Here is a 16,722-nt window from a genome sequence, read left to right on the forward strand (position 1 = left end):
TCGCTGGCGGATTCAACGGGTCGATGCAACAGATTCGCTGAACATCTCAGCGGGCGTCTGGAAGCCGAGCGTCTTGCGCGGCCTCTCATTCAATTGTCTCGCAATCGCATTGAGCTGATGTTGTGAGTAGCCAGAGATGTCGATGCCCTTTGGCATGTACTGCCTGAGCAGGCCGTTCGTGTTCTCGTTGCTTCCGCGTTGCCAAGGGCTTTGCGGATCGCAGAAGAAGACCTGGATGTTGGTGGCCATCGTGAACCGCTTGTGGGCGGCCATCTCTTTACCTCGATCCCAGGTCAAGGATTTGTAGAGCTCCTGAGGGAGCTTGCGAGCATTCTTGATCAGCGCATTCACGACGGTCTGAGTGTCTTTCCCGTCCACCTTCACCAACATGACGTACCGCGTCTGGCGCTCAACCAACGTGGCGATCTGGCTGTTACCGCTGCCAAACACCAAGTCGCCTTCCCAGTGGCCAGGCACTGCACGATCCTCAACAGACGCTGGTCGCTCGCTGATCGACACGGCGCCCACGATTTGCCCGTGGGTCGCCGTCTTTTGTGTGTAGTGCCGTGAGCGGCGCATGCCGCGAGTTCGTCGCAGATGCTCCAGCAGTTCCTTCTTCAAAGCACCACGCGCTTGGATGAACAGACTGCGGTAGATGGTCTCGTGTGACACGTGATGGCTCTCGTCGCCCGGGTAAGTATGTTTGAGCCATCCGGCGATCTGCTCAGGTGACCACAGAAGGCGCAGCTTATCGGCCACGAGCCGCGCAAGGGGACGGTTCTCAGCAAGCTTGCATTGCTTGGGACGGAGAGCCCGATCCCATGCCGCACTGTCGGCCTGGGCCGCCCGATAGTTATCTTGGCCGCCATTGCGCTTGACTTCGCGACTGACTGTCGATGGCGCTCGACCGAGCCGTGCAGCGATTGAGCGAATCGATTCGCTTGTCGCCAGCGCTCGCGAGATCTCTTCCCTCTCGCTCAAGGACAACGCTGCTGCCGAACGGCATCGCTGTGGCGGTCGAATTCCACCCGTCCTCGCCAGAATGTTCTGGATAGACGTGTGCGGTCGATCAAAGAGTTGGCCGATCTGGTGAAGAGTCCAGCCGGTCTTCCAGCGCTCCCACATCAACGCCTTCTGACTGTCCGAATAGTGGGTTCGTGTCCGGTACTTCATTTGCAACACTCCTTCTGCCTGTGCAGTTTTTAGTGTGTTGCATCGACCCGTTGAATCCGCCCTGCATAGCGGTCATCGAACCTACCCGCGCAACTGGTCGTTTCGGACTCGCACCAGACTATCGCAGACCGGGGGAAGGGCCTAGTAACTCCGCCCATTCGACAGCGCGCGTCATGGCTGTGACTCTGGCCCCGCAGAGACGGCCGGCGGCGGTAGTCGCGCAAGCTGTCGTTCCAGCCGACACGGCCTCCCTGATCTGCGCACATCCGCGAGAGCGTCAGCCCACCGGGGCCTATTCGGCGCACTTATAGTCCCGTCCCCAAAACGCATTGGCCCGCGCACCAGCGCGCGGCTAAGGTGGCCGCAGTCCTCCATTGCGTACCGCCATGCCTTCCGAATCCTCCGATCATTTCCGCGGCATCCACGCCGCCACCGTCTGCCCGCTGCTCCCCGATGACAGCATCGACGAAGACTCCCTGGCCGCGCATCTGTCCGCCGTGTCGCGCGCAGACGGCATCACAGGCCTGCTAATCAACGGCCACGCCGGCGAGAACTTCATGTTCGGCCGCGAAGACAAACGCCGCGTGGTCGAGATTGCCCGCCAAGCGTGTCCGGCACACACGCTGCTGGTCTGCGGCATCAACGCCGAAGACAGCCTCGAAGCGCAACGCCATGTCGACGATGCAGCGCAGGCCGGCGCCGATGCGGTGCTGGTGTTCCCGCCGTTCTCTTGGGCGCTTTCGCAGGATGCGGATGTGGCCGTGCGGCACCACCGCATCGCCACTGCCAACAGCCGCCTGCCGCTGTTTCTCTACCAGGCGGGCGTGCGTGCCGGCACGCTCGGCTACACGGCCGACGTGCTGGAGCGGCTGGTGCAGTTGCCCAATGTCATCGGCATCAAGGAAGGCAGTTGGGAAAGCGCCGCCTACGAGGCGAACCAGCGGATGGTGCAACGTGTCGCGCCACACGTGATGGTGATGGCATCGGGCGACGAGCACCTGCTGACCTGCTTCGCGGTCGGCACCGAAGGCAACCTGGTGAGCCTTGCCTGCATCACGCCGGAGCTGGTCGTCGGCCTGTACCGCGCGATGGAGGCGGGCGACCTCGCTGCGGCGCGCGCCTTCAACGACCGCATCTACCCATTGGCGAAAGCCATCTACGGCACCGCATCGGGCGGCCATGCCAACGCGCGTCTCAAGGCCTGCCTGAAGCTGCTTGGCCGCATTCCGAGCGACGCGATGCGGCCACCGATGGGGCCGCTGCCAGCCGATGAAGTCGCCATGTTCGACGAGTCTGTGTACGACAACGACGACTTCTCGATCGCCAAGTACGTGATGACGCCGCCGCTGCGCAACAAGGAGTCGCAAGACGCGCTTTGGACCGCGCTCAAGACCGACGACCTGCAACTCATCTCGACCAACCACTGCCCGTTTTGTATGAAGGAGGGCGCACCGGCAGACTTCTTCGGCAATCCGCAGCATGAGCGCACGCGGCTTTTTCTGAGCCAGTTGCTGCACTGACCAACAGGCTGCGAAGGCGGGAGAAACGGACGCAGGCTGACGTCCGTATCAAACCAACCGCTTGATCGCCTTCGTCCGCCACACCGCCCGGTAGTAAGTCGTTTGCAGAATCAACATCGCCACGAACGCAGCCGGGTAAGCCACCCACACCCCGTTCAGCCCGATGCGATGGCTCACGGCCCACGCCACTGGCACCTCGACACCGACGATGCACACGATGGAGATCAGCGTCGGCACCAGCACCGAGCCGCTGGCCCGCATGATCCCGGACAGCGCCGACGCCATGCCGAAGATGACAAGGCTCCACAGCATGATGTGCAGCAGTGATTGAGCGATGTCGATCACCGGCGCGCTGGTGATGAACAAGGCCATCAGGTGACGCGAGAACAGATAGCCCAGCAGCACCAGGCCCCCGGTCAGGCACAGATTCATGACCAGCGCCGTCCGCGCGATGGCGCCGAGCCTGTCGGCATGACCCGCGCCAATGGCCTGGGCGCCCAGGATCGATGCGGTGATCGCGATCGAGATGGCCGGGAACTGCACGTACGCCACCACCTGATTGACCGCACCATAGGCCGCCGTTGCGCTCGACCCGTAGCTGTTGACCATCGACAGCAGCGCGATCTCGGCCAGCGCGATCACGATGGTCTGGACACCTGTCGGCACGCCGATCTTGAGCACGGCCTTGAGGAGCTTGGGATCGATGCGCAGGTGCCGCATGAAGTCCGCATCGGGCGCCAGCGGGCTCTTGCGGTGGCGCAGCCGCCAGCCTAGCCACAGCGTCGCGACGACAAAAGCCACCGTGGTGGCCCAGGCGCCGCTCGCCACGCCGAGTTGCGGCAAGCCGCCCCAGCCGCGAATCAGCGCGGGCGTGACGAGGAGGCCGATCAACGTCGAAATGAACAGCGTCATCAACGGCGTGACGGTGTCACCGGCGCCGCGCAGCATGGCCGTCGACAGCAGGAACACGAAGAGCCCCGGCATCGCGATCAACATGATGCGGGCGTAGCGCGTCGAGTCCGCAAGCACGTCGGCCGGCGTGCCGAGCACGGCCAGCATCGGCGTCGTGAAAACGCCGCCGAACAGCGCGACCAACAGGCCCATCAGCACGCCGACTGTGAGCGTCGTGCCGGCCACGGCCTTGACCTTGTCGACGTCGCCCGCGCCCCATGCCTGGCCGATGAGCACCGACGCGCCGGCGCCGAGCCCGATGACGAAGGCGATGAAAAAGAACATCACCGGAAAGAAGCTCGACACCGCCGCCAGCGCTCCCACGCCGAGCATCTGGCCGACGTAGATATTGTTGAGCGTGCCCGACAGCGACTGCAGGATGTTGCTGAGCAACATCGGCGCGAGGAAGAAAAGAAAGGTCTTCCACAACGGACGGGCCGAGCGCCCGGCGGGATCGGTCAGGTCGGGTGTCGCGACGCGTGGCGCCTTCTGGTCTGAAAACATGCGGAGGATTCTGCCCGCTCGCATGAACCGTTCGCTGGCTTTGGGCAGAATCGCCGCATGACTGAACTTCCCGGAGTGACGGTGTGCGATGGCTGCGACGCGGTCTATCGGCACGCGACCCTGCGACCCCGTGAGGTGGCGCGCTGCCAGCGCTGCGGCACCGAACTCGCACGCAATGCCGGCGAGCAAAAGCGCCGCATCCTTCCGCTCACGGTGGCGAGCCTGATCCTGTTCGCGATCGCCAACCTGTTTCCCATCGTCGAGATCGAATTGCAGGGTCGCCGCAGCCAGACCACGTTGTTCGGTGCGGTGGTCGCGCTGACCGGGGAGGGCATGTCGCCGGTGGCGCTGCTGGTGCTGGCGACAACCTTGCTGTTCCCCCTCATGCAGCTGTTGATCCTTTTCTATCTGCTGGTGCCGCTCACGCGCGGCGCACGGCCGCCCGGCTTCGCGCTGCTGGTGCGCGTGCTCCAGTCGCTCCGCCCGTGGGGAATGATCGAAGTTTTTCTGCTGGGCGTGCTGGTCGCCATCGTCAAGCTGTCGGGCATGGCGACGGTGGTGGCAGGCCCGGCACTGTGGGCTTTCGTCGGGCTCACGGTGCTGCTGACCTCGGTGGTGTCGTTCGATCCGCGGGCGTTCTGGGAGATGGCGTTCACGAATCCGTCGACCGAGCTTCCATCGGAGCCAGCATCTTGAAAGTGCCCGATTCGCTCAACGCTTTCGGCACACGGGTGGCCGGGCTGGCCGGCAATGCGTCGACGCACACTTGCGTCGACGAAGGCAGCGGCACGCTGGCCACCGCGGCCGAGCTCGGGCTGCGCGAATGCCATCACTGCGCCACCGTGTGGCAGCAGGCTCACGACGGCGAGCCGTGCGGTCGCTGCGGTACGCGCTTGCGCACACGCAAGCCCGACAGCATCCGCCGCACCTGGGCCTTGTTGATCGCCGCGGCCGTGATGTACGTTCCGGCAAACCTGCTTCCGGTGATGATCACGACCAGCCTGTTCGGCACGCAGCAAGACACCATCCTGAGCGGCATCATCTTTTTCTGGGTGTCGGGCTCCTACGGGCTAGCAGCGCTGATCTTTACGGCCAGCTTTCTGGTGCCGCTGTTCAAATTGGCGGCATTGTTTGTGCTGACGGTGATGGCGCAACGGCAAAGCGACTGGCGCCAGCTCGAGCGGGCCAAGCTCTATCACGTACTCGAAATCATCGGCCGATGGTCCATGCTGGACGTCTTCGTGGTGTCGCTGCTGGCAGGGCTCGTGCGCATTCAGGGCTTTGCCGAAGTCACGGCGGGCGTCGGGATCGGCGCCTTCGCCGCGGTGGTGGTGCTCACCATGCTGGCGTCCATCAGCTTCGATCCGCGGCTGATATGGGACAGCGACAGAAAATCAGATGAATCGAAAACCGGATCGAATAAGCGAGTGCAATGAATGAGTGAAGAGCGAAACGCGGAGCCCGTGCCGGCGCCCGCGCCGAAGCAGTCAGGTATTCCCGACGTACCCGCGCCGCGCGTGGTGCGTCGCCGCGATTGGATACCGTCGCTGATCTGGTTGATTCCGATTGTCGCGGCGCTGGTCGGCATCACGCTGGTGGCCCGCATCCTTTGGGAACGCGGACCGGAAGTGGTGCTGACGTTCAAGACCGCGGACGGCCTCGAAGCCGGCAAGACCGCCGTTAAATACAAGGACGTGCAGATCGGCATGGTCGAGCGCATCCGGCTGGCGCGCGATCGCTCGCACGTTCGCGTGCTGGTGCAGCTCAACAAGGATGCCGATGGCTTCACGGCCGAAGACACTCGCTACTGGGTGGTGCGGCCGCGGCTCGATACGTCCGGCATTTCCGGCCTGGGCACCTTGCTGTCGGGCGCCTATATCGGCGCCGACGCCGGAGTGTCTAAAGAAAGCAGCGGCGAGTTCGCCGGACTCGAGGCGCCCCCGATCATCACGCGCGATACCAACGGCACGCAGTACCAGCTGCGCTCGCGCGACATCGGCTCGCTCGACATCGGGTCGCCGGTCTATTTCCGGCGCGTCAAGGTCGGGCAGATCGCGTCGTTCGACCTCGATGGCGATGGCCGCGGCGTCACGCTGCGGGTCTTCATCAACACGCCTTACGACAAGTTCATCGGCGTCAACACACGCTTCTGGCACGCCAGCGGCATCGATGCTCAGCTAAGTGCCAGCGGTTTCACGCTGCGAACCCAGTCGCTCACGACCATCCTGCTGGGAGGCATCGCTTTTCAGGCACCGGACGATGCGCAGGGGCCTGTCGCCAAGGGCGAAACGACCTTCGCGCTGGCCGAAGACGAACAGACTGCCATGAAGGAACCCGACGGCCCGTCGCAGAACCTGCTGATGTACTTCAACCAGTCGGTGCGTGGTTTGTCGCCGGGCGCGCCGGTCGACTTTCGCGGCATCACGATCGGCGAGGTCAAGTCGTTGGGCGTGCAATTCGATCGCAGCGAGCGTGCGTTCCTGATGCCGGTACTGGTCACGGTGTACCCCGACCGGCTGCGGCGTGTCGATGGCGCACGCGACATGCCCGACCAGCAGGCCGAGCGCAGAGAGCGTGTCTCCGCGCTGATCGCGCGCGGCCTGCGCGCCCAACTGCGCACCGGCAACCTGCTCACAGGGCAGGTCTATGTAGCTCTCGACTTTTTTCCGAAGGAGAAGCCGGTCAAGGTCGACATGACCAGGAACCCGATCGAGGTGCCGACGGTTGCAAACAGCCTGGACGAGATCCAGACCGAGGTGCAGGAGATCGCGACCAAGCTCAACAAGATTCCGTACCAAGAAATCTCGGGTGATCTGCGCAAGACCCTCGCCACGCTCGACACCACGTTGAAGAGTGCCGAGACCACGGTGACCCGCATCAACAACGACGTGACGCCCGAGATCACCGCGGCCATGAAGGACGCGCGCAAGACGCTGAACACCGCCGAGCGCACGCTCGCAGACGACTCGCCGCTGCAGCAGGACGTGCGGCAAACGCTGCGTGAACTGACGCGTGCCGCCGGTTCGATCCGCGTATTGACGGACTACCTCGAACGCCACCCCGAGTCGCTGTTGCGCGGCAAACCGGACGACAAGAAATGAAGTTGCTTTTGAGTTCAGCGGTGTCCGCCACTCTGGCCGCATTGGTCGTGGCCGGCTGTGCAGGCCAGCCGACGATGTACTACACACTGGCCAACCCGGCGAGCACTGAGGCCACTGCGAAAGCTGCGGATGCGAGCAACGCGTCCCCGGTCAGTAATGGCGCTGCGCCGATCTACATCGAACTCGCACCACTCTCGATGCCGGAGAGTCTCGCGCGGCCGCAGATGGTCGTGCGGCAGAACGGTGACCGCAGCGCGCAGGTCAATGTGCTCGAGCAGCATCGTTGGGCGTCGTCTTTCGAGGACGAGCTGCGCGATGCGCTGTCGAGTGGCGTGGCCAGTCGCCTCGGTGCTTTCGATGCAAGCAAGGGTGGGCGCCAGACGTCGCAGCCGGTTTACCGCATCGCAATACAGGTTCGCCGCTTCGACGCCATCGAAGGAACGCGCGTCGACGGCAGCTTTGCCTGGACCGTAAAGCGCTCCGACGAAACCGTGCCCACCGCTTGCAGCTTCGACACGAGCGAGCCGGTCGGTGCAGGCATCGACGCCGTGGCGCAGGGGGCGCAGCGCGTGACGGCGACGGCCGCCTCTGCGATTGCGCGCAGCGTGACCGCGGCCGGGCTCAAGCCGGGCGGCGCCTGCGGCTGACCGTCGGCGACCGCGACGCAAAGCTCAATCGGCGCGAATGCGGCCCTCGACCAGGCGATGCAATGCGTCGCACAACAAGCTTTCCGGCTTTTCGAACCCCTCGATCGCGGTGAAATGATCGGCGTTGGTAAGCGGCAGCAGTTCGGCGTAGTTGTTCTTGTCCAGCCACGCGCGATGCATTTGAGTGGATTGCTGTTCGAACGAGGGCTGCTCTAGCGTGCCCCAACTGAGGACTAGGGGCGTGCGGGACGGGCGCACCTGATGCCGTGGCGAGTTGCGGGCCACGAGCCCTTCGTCAAGCTGAATCGCTGGCTGTAAATAGCTATAGCGCAATGGAGCGATGTCGAACAAACCGCTCACGAGAACGGCGCCGGCAAACGGGTCTGCCGGCAGTCCATAGCGCTCCTGCCACGGCGTACAAAGCAGCATCGCACCCAAGTGCCCACCGGCTGAATGGCCACCGATCACAATCCGCTGGGGATCTCCACCATGCTGATCGATATGGCGGATGACCCATATTGCCGCGGCCCGCACCTGCCGCACGATCTCGTCCAGCGTGACGGCAGGGCAGAGCGCGTAGTCGACAAGCACGGTCGTGTAGCCCAAGGCGTGCGGACCGAGCGCCATGTGGCTGAAGTCGCGTGCCGCGTTGGCGCGCCAATAGCCGCCGTGGATATAGAGGAAGACCGGAGCGCCCGGTCGGCGCGCCGGCACGATGTCCAAAGTCTCCGCGAGCGTGGGGCCGTAGGGCACGCCAGCGATATACGGATGGCTGCGACGCGCTGCTTCGCTCTGTTCTGCATAGTGTCGCAATGAAGCGTCGAGATTGACGGCACGCAGGCGCGGGTTGTAGGCCTCGTTGATGGCATCCAGGCTGGGAAAGCCATGGGGCAACGACAGCAGTTCCCCAGATTGCGCAAGCAGGGCGGTCATGGACGCAATGCCTCAGAACGTGGCGGCAATGTATTTCGCCTCCATGTACTCGGAGATGCCGTGGTGCTGCCCGCCCTCCCGGCCGAGACCACTCTGCTTGACGCCGCCAAATGGCGCGGCAGGATCGGAGACCAACCCACGGTTGATGGCGATCATGCCGGCCTCCAATTCCGCGGCAACTCGCATACCGCGTCCCACATCGCGTGTGTACACATAGGAAGCCAGGCCGTACTCGGTATCGTTGGCACGCGCAATGACTTCAGCCTCGGTCTCAAAGCGCGTGATGGGCGCAACCGGGCCGAAGATCTCCTCGTGCGCCATCAGGGCACCGGCCGGAACGTCGGTCAATACGGTTGGCGGATAAAAGAAGCCTTTGCCATCCGGAACCGCGGAGCCGCACACCACCTGGGCGCCGCGCTCTATGGCGTCCTGAACCAGCCGATCGATCTTCTGAACCGCCTTGCGCGTGATCATCGGACCGCATTCGGTGTCTGCATTTGCACCAGGGCCAACTTTCAGGGCGGCCATCCGTTCAGCCAGACCCCGTGCGAACGCGTCGTGGATGCCGGACTGCACATAGATACGGTTGGCGGCCGTGCAGGCCTCGCCCGCATTGCGCATCTTGGCGATCATGGCGCCGTCGAGTGCGGCTCCCAGATCCGCATCATCGAAGACGATGAAAGGCGCGTTGCCACCCAATTCCATCGCGCAAGAGACGACGCTTTTGGCGGCCTCTGCGAGAAGGCTGCGACCCACGCTGGTGGACCCGGTGAACGAGAGCTTGCGCACCCGCGGGTCGGCCAGCATTGCAGCTGTGAAGGGGCCGGGTTCTGACGTGGTGAGAACATTCACCACGCCAAGCGGCACGCCCGCTTCTTCGTACAGCGCGGCAAGGGCATAGGCCGTTAGCGGCGTCTCGCTGGCGGGCTTCAGGATGACCGTGCAGCCCGCCGCGAGGGCTGGCGCGATCTTGCGGGTTGCCATGGCCGCAGGAAAGTTCCACGGCGTAATCAGTACGCAAACGCCGATTGGCACGTAGTCGACGATGATGCGGTTCGCCCCCGACGGCGCCGTGCCGAACTCACCTGTGATGCGTACCGCCTCTTCGCTGTTCCAGCGAAAGAACTCGGCGGCGTAGGCCACTTCCCCGCGCGCATCGCGCAGTGCTTTGCCGTTCTCTGTCGAGATGAGCAGGGCCAGCATCTCTGCGCGCTCGGTCATCAGCGTGTAGCAGCGGCGCAGAATTTCCGAGCGTTCGCGCGGCGGAGTTTTGCGCCAACCCGGTGCCGCCAGGGCAGCCGCCGCCACGGCCGCGGCGGCATCTTCGAGGGTGGCATCCGGCACCGCGGCAATCACGCTCTCTGTGGAGGGGTCGACGACGTCGATGGTCCGCCCACTGCTGGCTGCGCGCCACTGGCCGCCGACGTAGAGGCCGTGCGGAAGCGAGTCGAAGTCAAGCGCCTGCGCGCCAGTTTGTCCAAAGGGAGGGCGTGCGTTCATCGGGTGATTCCTGAAGGTAAGTTCAACGTGCCGCCGCGGCGAGATCGCCGTCGAAAGCCGCCTGGACGAGCTGGTGCATGCCGGCAAGGTCGATGGCGCGCGGGTTGTTCTTGACCAGGCGCTGGATGCCGATGGCTTGCTCGCAAGTCCAGTCGATCTGGTCTGCCGTCAGGCCCAACGCGGCGAGGGTGAGCGTGATGCCGATGGCTGCGAACAGCCGGCTGACTTCGCGGATGGCGGCATCGGCCTGTTCGTCGGTGCTGCCGGTAGGCGCCAGACCCAGTGCCTCGCCCACCTCGGCGAAAGCCGAAGCAGACACGCGACGGTTGTAGCTCATGACGTAGGGCAACATCGTCGCGACGCCCAAGCCGTGTGCAGTATCGGTCAAGGCACCTGCCGGATACTGCACCGCGTGCGCTGCCGCTGTGCCGGCAGTGCCAAAGGCACAACCGGCGGCCAGTGCACCCATCATCACATCGGCGCGGGCTGATTCATCCGAACCATCGGCCACGGCCTTCTCGAGGCTGCGCCCCAGCAGTCGGATCGCGTACAGGGCGAATTGGTCGCTCAGTGCACTCTTGCCGATGAAGACGTTTTGTTGCGCCAGTTCATGGCCGGGCGGCTTGCGGGCCGCGGTGAAGGCCTCTATGGCGTGGGTCATGGCATCAGCACCGGCGATCGCGGTGAGGCTGGGCGGGCAGGTCATCGTGAGATCGGGGTCGCAAATCGCCGCACTGGGAATCAGGAAGGGGCTGGATACGCCGATCTTCAGCGTGCGCTCCGGATCGCTCACCACCGCGACGGGGGTGACCTCGGAGCCGGTGCCGGCGGTAGTCGGCACCGCGATGATGGGAAGCACCGAGCCGGGTACCTTGAATTCGCCGTAATAGTCCTGCAGTGCGCCGCCATGGGCGAGCAGCAACGACACGCATTTGGCCATGTCCAGGCAACTGCCGCCACCGATGCCGATCACTAGGTCGGGCTGAAAGGACCTGACTTCGTCAGCGCACAGCGCCACGCTGTCACGCGGCACGTCAGGCTGTACACCGTCATGCACCAAGACTTCTATGGAGGCAGCCTTTAGAGCGGCCATCATTTCGCCGAATACGGGTGTCGCGGCGAGGCGCGCATCGGTGCACACCAGCGCGCGCTGGCCCAGTCGGCCGGCGACGGCCGGCAGCGCGTGCCGCTGGCCTTTGCCGAACAGAATTTCTCGAGGCAGTCTCAGTGCGGCAAAGAGTGTCATTTTTGTTGTCCTTCAGGAGTGATTGCGAGGGTGGAAGCATGGGCCTGCAGCTCGAGCGGCTGGATTTTGGTCAAACACAAAAGCCATCCCTATATCGGATCGTATAGGATATAGTATCGTACGATGCAGCCTTTGCGGCCAGTCAAAACATCTACCTAATCAAAGAATTCCGAGTTCCATGACTTCACTCAGACCGGCGGAGATGACGCCTGACAGCACCGCTATCCCACGCGCCGGCAGCTTGGCAGAGGACGTTTATGAAGCGATCTTCGGACAGCTCATGGCGCTGAAGATCGCGCCGGGCTCGCGCATCACGGTGGACAGTCTGGTCAAGGAATTTGACGTCTCTCACACGCCGATTCGCGAGGCGCTGGGCCGTCTCGAAGGGGAGGGTCTGGTGGTCAAGCAGCATCTCGTCGGCTACCGCGCTGCCCCTCAAATTACGCGGCACCGTTTCGACGAGTTGTATGAACTGCGCCTGCAACTGGAGCCGCACGCCGCGGCCAAGGCGGCAGCTGCGATGGACGAGAGGAAGATGTCTGTACTCCGCGAGGCGGCCGGTGGCATGTCTCGTGGTGACACTGCCGACGAACGGCTGCGCTACTCCGCGTTCGCCCGGCAGGACGGCGTGTTCCACGACAGCATCATGGCGTTCGCAGGCAACGAGCTGATAAGAGAGACGCTCGCGTTCCAGCACACCCACTTCCACATCTTTCGTTTGATGTTTCACCGACGCGTCACCGAAGAGGCGCTGGATGAGCATCAGGCATTGCTCGATGCATTTGCCGCGGGTGACCCACAGGCCGCCGCTGCGGCGATGCGTGCGCACATCGAGCATTCGCGCGACCGTCTCCTGCCAGCGTTCGACTGAAGGCGTGAACATGCTCTTGCAGGACCACGGAATGCAGACATCGTGCGCAACACCGCTTCATCAGGTCGACGCACCAGCCGCCATGCGACCGTTGTTGCGCGCGGACGCCTTGAGCAAGCGGTATGGTCCAGTCACAGTGCTTTCGGACATCACGCTCGATATCCGGGCCGGTGAGATTCACGCCGTCATCGGCGAAAACGGCGCCGGAAAGTCGACGCTGATGGGGCTGCTGTCGGGCTACATCAGCCCTAGTGCAGGCACGCTAATACTCGACAGCCAGCCGGTGCACTTCGCTACACCGCACCAGGCGCAACAGGCCGGCATCGTGCTGGTCCACCAGGAAATTTTGCTGGCCGAAGGGCTGACCGTGACGCAAAACCTGTTCCTCGGCCGAGAGCTTGGCCGCATGGGAATGGTGGACGACCGCACGATGCGCCGCATGGCAGCCGAGAAGTTGGCTGAACTCGGTTGCCACGTTTCGCCGAATGCACTGGTGCGTGATGTGCCGCTGGCCGAGCGGCAGCTGATACAGATAGCCCGGGCCTTGCTGGACGAGCACCGGCTGGTGATCTTCGACGAACCCACCGCCGTGCTGACCGGCGACGAAGTCGAACGCCTATTGACCATCATCTTCAGCCTGAAGGCGCAGGGCATCGCGGTGCTCTACATCAGTCACCGGCTCGATGAAGTGCAGCGCGTCTCCGACAGACTGACGGTGCTGCGCGATGGCCGCATGGTCAGCACGCACCCTGGCCACACGCTGAGCCAGATGGACATGGCGCACCTGATGGTCGGGCGCGAACTGGCCTCGCTGTATCCGCCTCGTGCCTTGCGGTCGACGACCGAGCCGATGCTCGCGGTGCGAAGCGCCTGCGTGCCGGGGTGGGTCAAGGACGTGTCCTTCACGGTCCATAGGGGCGAAGTCCTCGGCTTCGCCGGCATGATCGGCGCGGGGCGTACCGAGTTGTTTGAAGGCATCGTCGGGCTGCGTCCAGCCACGGCGCAGGTGGAACTGCATGGCAATCCCGTGCATCTCCGCTCGCCGCGCGAGGCCATCGATGCGGGTATCGGCTACCTGACGGAAGACCGCAAAGGCAAGGGCCTGTTGCTGCAGGAGCGGCTGGCGCCCAACCTGACGCTGTCGGCTCTGGGCCGATTCCATCCGGGGCCCTGGCTGCGCAGGCGCGCCGAAGAGCGTGCATTGACACAGAGCATCCAGGACTACGACATCCGGCTCAAGAGCCCACGGGTGCGGGCCGGCCAGCTGTCGGGCGGCAACCAGCAGAAGCTGTTGCTGGCCAAGGTACTTCTGACCGGGCCCTCGGTGGTCATCATCGACGAGCCGACACGCGGCATCGACATTGCCAACAAGGCACAGGTTTACGCCTTCATCCAGCGGCTCGTGGGCGAGGGCAAGGCGTGCATCGTGATCTCGTCGGAGATGCAGGAACTGATCGGCATTTGCGACCGCATCCTGGTGATGCGCCAGGGCCGAATCAACGGAGAGGTCTCCGGCGAACAGATGACCGAAAAAAACATTGCATTGCTGGCGACCAGCGACGTCCAGGTCCACCAGGAGAGCCGTACATGAGCGCCATTCCACACGTTCCCCCAACTGTCGCGAGCGCTCGCGAACGAGAGTTCGCGATCAGCTGGACCGACGCAGGACCCTTCCTCGCACTCGGTGCGCTGTTGATGATTGGCTATCTGGTCAATCCCGATTTTTTGTCCGCCACCAACCTGAGCAACGTGGTTGCGCGCAGTGCCTTCATCGCCATCATCGCGGTCGGCGCTACCTTCGTGATCTCTTCGGGCGGACTGGACCTGTCCGTCGGCTCGATGGCCGCTTTCATCACCGGCGTCATGATCATGTTCATGAACGGGTTGGCGTCCGGTTACGGCGGATGGGCCATCCCCCTGGGCATGGGCGTGGCCCTGCTGGTCGGTCTGGTCTGCGGCCTCGTGAACGGACTGATCGTCACCGTCGGCAAGATCGAGGCCTTCATCGCCACGCTGGGCACGATGGGCATCTTTCGCGCTCTCATCACCTACCTGTCGGACGGCGGCACCATTCCGATCGACCGCTCGCTGCGCGACATCTACCGGCCCGTCTACTTCGGCACGGTTGCGGGGGTACCGATCCCCATCCTGATCGCGCTCGCGGTTGCGGCGGCAGGCGCCTTCATCCTCTACAAGACGAAGTACGGCCGGCGCTGTGCCGCTGTGGGCGCGAACGAGGACGTGGCCCGTTACTCGGGCATTTCTATCGTGAAGACACGCACCATCGCTTTCATGATCCAGGGCGCCTGTGTCGCGATTGCGGCCATGTGCTACGTGCCGCGTCTGGGCGCCGCTACCCCGACCACCGGACTTTTGTGGGAGCTCCAGGTGATCACCGCGGTGGTCATCGGCGGCACCGTACTGCGCGGCGGTACCGGGCGTATCTGGGGCACGTTGGCCGGCGCGGTCGTGCTAGAGCTAATCGCCAACCTGATGGTGCTTTCCGACCTGGTCTCCGAGTACCTCGTCGGTGCCGTGCAGGGCGCAATCATCATCATCGCGATGCTGATCCAGCGATTCTCCAAATCGAAATAGCCTCGTTCGGACCCCACGAGGCAGCGGTGTGGGGGTCCATGCAGTTTTCAAATCTACATAAGTACGGAGACAAACATGTTCAAGACAAAGTGGATCGCGGGCTTGGCGCTGGGTGCGCTGTTGGCGGCGGGCGGAGCGCATGCACAGAAGAAGACGGTGGCGGTGTCGATTCCGGCGGCAGACCATGGCTGGACGGCCGGCGTTGTTTACCACGCGCAAGCTGCAGCCAAGGAAATCAACAAAGCCTTTCCGGGCATCGACGTCGTGGTGAAGACCTCTCCCTCGGCTTCGGCTCAAGTCAGCGCACTGGAGGATCTGTCGGCCAGTCGCAACCTTGCGGCCCTGGTCATCCTGCCTTTCAGTTCAGAAGAACTCTCCGGCCCGGTGAAGTCGGTCAAGGGCAAGGGCGCGTTCATCACCGTCGTCGATCGTGGTCTCAACGATCCTTCGATACAGGACTTGTACGTTGCCGGCGACAACATCGCCGTGGGCCGCAACACAGCAAAGTTTCTGGTCGACAAACTGGGAGGTAAGGGCAACTTGGTTGTGTTGCGCGGAATTCCTACCGTGATCGACGAGGAACGCATAAAGGGCTTCCAGGATGCCATCAAGGGCACTGAACTCAAGGTGCTGGACATCCAGTACGCCAACTGGAACAGTGACCAGGCCTTCAAGCTGATGCAGGACTACCTGGCCAAGTATCCGAAGATCGATGCCGTGTGGGCCAACGACGACGACATGCTCCTGGGTGTGTTGGAAGCGATCAAGCAGTCCGGCCGCAAGGAAATCAAGTACGCACTGGGCGGCAATGGCATGAAGGAGATCATCAAGAAGGTGATGGACGGCGACGCCGTGACGCCTGTCGAGACGCCTTATCCACCTTCGATGATCAAGACGGCGATCTATCTGACGGTGGCAAACCTGGCAGCCCAGGCGCCCGTGCGTGGTGCAGTCAAACTGGATGCGCCGCTCATCACCAAGCAAAACGCCAAGGAATATTACTTTCCGGATTCGCCGTTCTGACTCCCCACAACGCAGCAATCATCAACCGAAAGAATGACACCATGCCCGGAAAAAAAATCCTGATGCTTACTGGCGAATTCACCGAGGAATACGAAATCTTCGTATTCCAGCAGGCGATGGAGGCCGTGGGCCACACCGTCCACGTGGTCTGCCCTGACAAGAAAGCCGGCGACTTGATCAAGACGTCGCTGCACGACTTCGAGGGCGATCAGACCTACACCGAGAAAATGGGTCATTACTTCACCATCAACAAGACGTTCTCGGAGGCACAGGAACAACTCGATCAATACCACGCCGTCTACGCCGCCGGTGGCCGCGGTCCGGAGTACATCCGCACCGACAAGCGCATCCAAGCCATGGTGCGGCACTTCCATGAAGAGAAGAAGCCGATCTTCACCATCTGCCACGGCGTGCAAATTTTGATCGCGGTCGACGGGGTCGTGCGCGGCAAGAAAGTGGCAGCTCTGGGCGCTTGCGAGCCGGAGGTAACCCTGGCCGGTGGCACTTACATCGACCTGTCGCCAACCGATGCTTACGTCGACGGGACTATGGTTTCTGCGAAGGGTTGGACAGCGCTGGCAGCCTTTATTCGCGAATGCTTGAAGGTGTTGGGCACAGAGATTCGTCACTCCTGAATCACCGAGCAGAACAGGGCTGG

The 16,722-nt window shown here is 63.3% G+C and carries 15 protein-coding genes; 10 read left to right on the forward strand and 5 right to left on the reverse strand.

Annotated features, from left to right (window positions below; genetic code table 11):
• Positions 1–12: 12 nt before the first annotated feature.
• The gene (locus tag QN413_RS07365; protein ID WP_323495963.1) at positions 13–1,173 is read right to left on the reverse strand and encodes an IS30 family transposase; all 1,161 of its coding nucleotides are present in this window, start codon (positions 1,171–1,173) and stop codon (positions 13–15) included.
• A gap of 386 nt (positions 1,174–1,559) precedes the next feature.
• On the opposite strand from QN413_RS07365, the gene QN413_RS07370 reads away from it, so the two are divergent.
• Positions 1,560–2,693 carry a dihydrodipicolinate synthase family protein gene (locus QN413_RS07370; protein WP_323495964.1) on the forward strand — a complete coding sequence of 378 codons (1,134 nt, stop codon included), beginning with the start codon at positions 1,560–1,562 and terminating at the stop codon, positions 2,691–2,693.
• Between the two features lie 48 nt (positions 2,694–2,741).
• Here the strand turns inward: QN413_RS07370 and QN413_RS07375 are convergent, their stop codons facing one another.
• On the reverse strand, positions 2,742–4,040 hold the full coding sequence (locus QN413_RS07375) for an MATE family efflux transporter (RefSeq protein WP_323496062.1): 1,299 nt from the start codon (positions 4,038–4,040) through the stop codon (positions 2,742–2,744).
• A 165-nt stretch (positions 4,041–4,205) separates the two neighbouring features.
• Here QN413_RS07375 and QN413_RS07380 point away from each other — a divergent pair, with 165 nt between their 5' ends.
• The 4 genes from QN413_RS07380 to QN413_RS07395 all read left to right on the forward strand — a co-directional run bounded on the left by QN413_RS07380 (position 4,206) and on the right by QN413_RS07395 (position 7,896).
• Positions 4,206–4,844 carry a paraquat-inducible protein A gene (locus QN413_RS07380; protein WP_323495965.1) on the forward strand — a complete coding sequence of 213 codons (639 nt, stop codon included), beginning with the start codon at positions 4,206–4,208 and terminating at the stop codon, positions 4,842–4,844.
• Between the two features lie 95 nt (positions 4,845–4,939).
• A complete protein-coding gene (locus tag QN413_RS07385) occupies positions 4,940–5,584 on the forward strand; it encodes a paraquat-inducible protein A (RefSeq protein ID WP_261802674.1) in 645 nt (214 codons plus the stop codon).
• Complete coding sequence (locus QN413_RS07390; protein ID WP_323495967.1) at positions 5,585–7,249, forward strand: intermembrane transport protein PqiB; 1,665 nt, start codon at positions 5,585–5,587, stop codon at positions 7,247–7,249.
• Complete coding sequence (locus tag QN413_RS07395) at positions 7,246–7,896, forward strand: PqiC family protein (protein WP_323495968.1); 651 nt, start codon at positions 7,246–7,248, stop codon at positions 7,894–7,896. Before QN413_RS07390 ends, QN413_RS07395 begins: the two co-directional genes overlap by 4 nt.
• A 24-nt stretch (positions 7,897–7,920) precedes the next feature.
• Here the strand turns inward: QN413_RS07395 and QN413_RS07400 are convergent, their stop codons facing one another.
• Genes QN413_RS07400 through QN413_RS07410 form a run of 3 tightly spaced genes read right to left on the reverse strand, consistent with a single transcriptional unit; the run spans position 7,921 to position 11,575 of the window.
• Positions 7,921–8,829, reverse strand: coding sequence for an alpha/beta hydrolase (locus tag QN413_RS07400; RefSeq protein ID WP_323495969.1), 909 nt, complete (start codon positions 8,827–8,829; stop codon positions 7,921–7,923).
• Between the two features lie 12 nt (positions 8,830–8,841).
• A complete protein-coding gene (locus tag QN413_RS07405; protein WP_323495970.1) occupies positions 8,842–10,329 on the reverse strand; it encodes an NAD-dependent succinate-semialdehyde dehydrogenase in 1,488 nt (495 codons plus the stop codon).
• A gap of 22 nt (positions 10,330–10,351) precedes the next feature.
• Positions 10,352–11,575, reverse strand: coding sequence for an iron-containing alcohol dehydrogenase (locus QN413_RS07410; protein WP_323495971.1), 1,224 nt, complete (start codon positions 11,573–11,575; stop codon positions 10,352–10,354).
• Between the two features lie 202 nt (positions 11,576–11,777).
• Between QN413_RS07410 and QN413_RS07415 the strand changes: the two genes are divergently transcribed.
• The 5 genes from QN413_RS07415 (at position 11,778) to QN413_RS07435 (ending at position 16,699) form a co-directional block, all read left to right on the forward strand.
• The gene (locus QN413_RS07415; RefSeq protein WP_323495972.1) at positions 11,778–12,446 is read left to right on the forward strand and encodes a GntR family transcriptional regulator; all 669 of its coding nucleotides are present in this window, start codon (positions 11,778–11,780) and stop codon (positions 12,444–12,446) included.
• A 31-nt stretch (positions 12,447–12,477) separates the two neighbouring features.
• Positions 12,478–14,037, forward strand: coding sequence for a sugar ABC transporter ATP-binding protein (locus QN413_RS07420; RefSeq protein ID WP_323495973.1), 1,560 nt, complete (start codon positions 12,478–12,480; stop codon positions 14,035–14,037).
• Positions 14,034–15,041 carry an ABC transporter permease gene (locus tag QN413_RS07425; RefSeq protein WP_323495974.1) on the forward strand — a complete coding sequence of 336 codons (1,008 nt, stop codon included), beginning with the start codon at positions 14,034–14,036 and terminating at the stop codon, positions 15,039–15,041. The genes QN413_RS07420 and QN413_RS07425 overlap by 4 nt, the downstream gene beginning before the upstream one ends.
• Before the next feature lie 75 nt (positions 15,042–15,116).
• Positions 15,117–16,064, forward strand: a complete 948-nt coding sequence (locus QN413_RS07430; protein WP_323495975.1) for a substrate-binding domain-containing protein — start codon at positions 15,117–15,119, stop codon at positions 16,062–16,064.
• Between the two features lie 41 nt (positions 16,065–16,105).
• Positions 16,106–16,699, forward strand: a complete 594-nt coding sequence (locus QN413_RS07435) for a DJ-1/PfpI family protein (RefSeq protein ID WP_323495976.1) — start codon at positions 16,106–16,108, stop codon at positions 16,697–16,699.
• The last annotated feature ends 23 nt before the right edge of the window (positions 16,700–16,722 follow it).

The sequence above is a fragment of the Variovorax sp. LG9.2 genome (assembly GCF_035018885.1).
Taxonomy (GTDB): Bacteria; Pseudomonadota; Gammaproteobacteria; order Burkholderiales; family Burkholderiaceae_C; genus Variovorax.